Origin of the sequence: Shewanella sp. MF05960 (assembly GCF_050849305.1) — a bacterium.
In the GTDB taxonomy this organism is placed as follows: Bacteria; Pseudomonadota; Gammaproteobacteria; order Enterobacterales; family Shewanellaceae; genus Shewanella.
On sequence record NZ_JBOZPS010000049.1, the window covers coordinates 1 to 1,945 of the forward strand.

The window sequence follows — 1,945 nt, forward strand, 5'->3', positions numbered from 1 at the left end:
CGATTATTCATTGCGAAGGTGAAAGTTACCGACGCAAAACAGCGCTCAATAAGAGCAAATAAAATTCGGTGTCAACCGGCCAAGATAATTGACGCGGAACCGGCCAAGTTAATTGACGCTAGATATCAACTCATCGATAGTTTGATCTTCAGCAAGTTGTGCGATGCCAATACTGATGGTGATGCGGATCTGGTGTTTAACAAAGTGGATGGTGAATTGTTCAACGCTGCTACGGATTTTCTCAGCGATGATGCTCGCTTGCTCTGCGGAGGTTTGTGGCAGAATAATCAAAAACTCTTCGCCGCCCCAGCGTGCGACACAATCTTGTTGTCGAACTTGCTCTTTAAAGAGGGCTGATAATTCAGTTAGCACCATGTCCCCGCCATTATGACCGTATTTATCGTTGACCAGTTTAAAGTGGTCTAAATCGCACAATAAGACTGAAAGGGGTTCATTGTTACGCTGCAACCTTGATTTTTCTTGTTCTAGAATGGCCGCGGCATTGCGCCTGTTGGCCAATTTGGTGAGTGGATCGCGCATGGCGAGCTCTTGGTATTGCCTGCTGAGCTCAAGTGCATTTTTGTATGATTGCATTCTGGAGTATTCATATAGGGCTGATAAAAATGACATGGTTAAAAACGAGATAATCAGCCTGAACGAAAATTCATTGCCGTACTGCGCATGAGTAACCCATTGCTGTGGTAAAAACATAATAACGGTGACGATACTGAGGAAGATAGTTAAGTTAATTAAGCCGTGACGTAAACCCAACACGTAAACCGATACCGGCGCGACAATGAAAATCCACAATGGGCCGGTTTGGGAAACGCCACCACTAAACACCAAATAAAACATAAGTAAATACAGCGAATAAATAACCAGAGTGGCACTAATGCTGAGATCAAACTTTTTGACAGAAAAGAAGGCGATCAGGTAGGTGATACTGGCAATAAACAACACGATTGTGAGGGTGGTGTTTTCACCCAATAAGCTTATTAATCCCATCAACAAGGTGATTGACATTCCAACCAATGAAAACAACGAAATAACTCGAGCTTGTTGCAGCTCCGCGGTACTGTTTCGGTGTTTTTTGATGAGTGCTAGCAATGCTTAATCCTTTCTGTTATTGAAACGCTTGGCATTAATATCATATGGGGAAGTCACTCTTGTGGCATCAAATAAGCCATTAAATAAGATGTCAAAACAATATCATTAAACAAGTATATTCAGGTTGCCATAAAACGATCGTTTATCCAATAATATTTGCATAAAAACGAAATGCTGAGTGGCGTAGCAATGAATGGTAAGGCGGATAAATGTGAAGGAAATGAGCGAAAAAATCGATGATGTAAGATGAAGCAGATTGCAAGTGATGAGATTATCTCAGCATCAGGTTTACTTGTTCTCTTGATATGTGACGAAGCATAAGACACGTAAAGCGTATTCGGATTACTGAAGCCTAATAACGGACCGTGTAATAGGCTGGTCAGCGGTTTTATTGGTTTATCAGGACTGTTAAACACTCAGAATGCGTCCAGCTGTTTTTGATTAAGGCGTCGCTATGTAGTAATGGTGTTCCCTTTCAAATAGCGAGAACGCAAAGCAAAATCTGCTGGGTCATTCCTTTCAGGCGAGTTTTAAAAGGGCTTACACTGCGTTGCATGACTCCGAAAGAGAACAACTATTCATTCAGTCATGCGCCTTATTTAAGCCCTTTTAAACTCTCGCTGAGTCATCACTTATTAACGCTGAATGGTATATTATAGGCACTAAAATTGCGCTTTCTGTCATTGAGACCAGAAAGCGAGAAGGTTATATACTATCTAGCGTCAATTAACTTGGCCGGTTCCGCGTCAATTATCTTGGCCGGTTGACACCGAATTTTATTTGCTCTTATTGAGCGCTGTTTTGCGTCGGTAACTTTCACCTTCGCAATGAATAATCG

At 41.8% G+C, this 1,945-nt stretch carries 1 protein-coding gene; it reads right to left on the reverse strand.

Annotated elements, in window-relative coordinates; all coding sequences use genetic code 11:
- Positions 1-108: 108 nt before the first annotated feature.
- Positions 109-1,107 carry a GGDEF domain-containing protein gene (locus tag ACROAE_RS20480; protein ID WP_432406141.1) on the reverse strand — a complete coding sequence of 333 codons (999 nt, stop codon included), beginning with the start codon at positions 1,105-1,107 and terminating at the stop codon, positions 109-111.
- Positions 1,108-1,945: the final 838 nt, after the last annotated feature.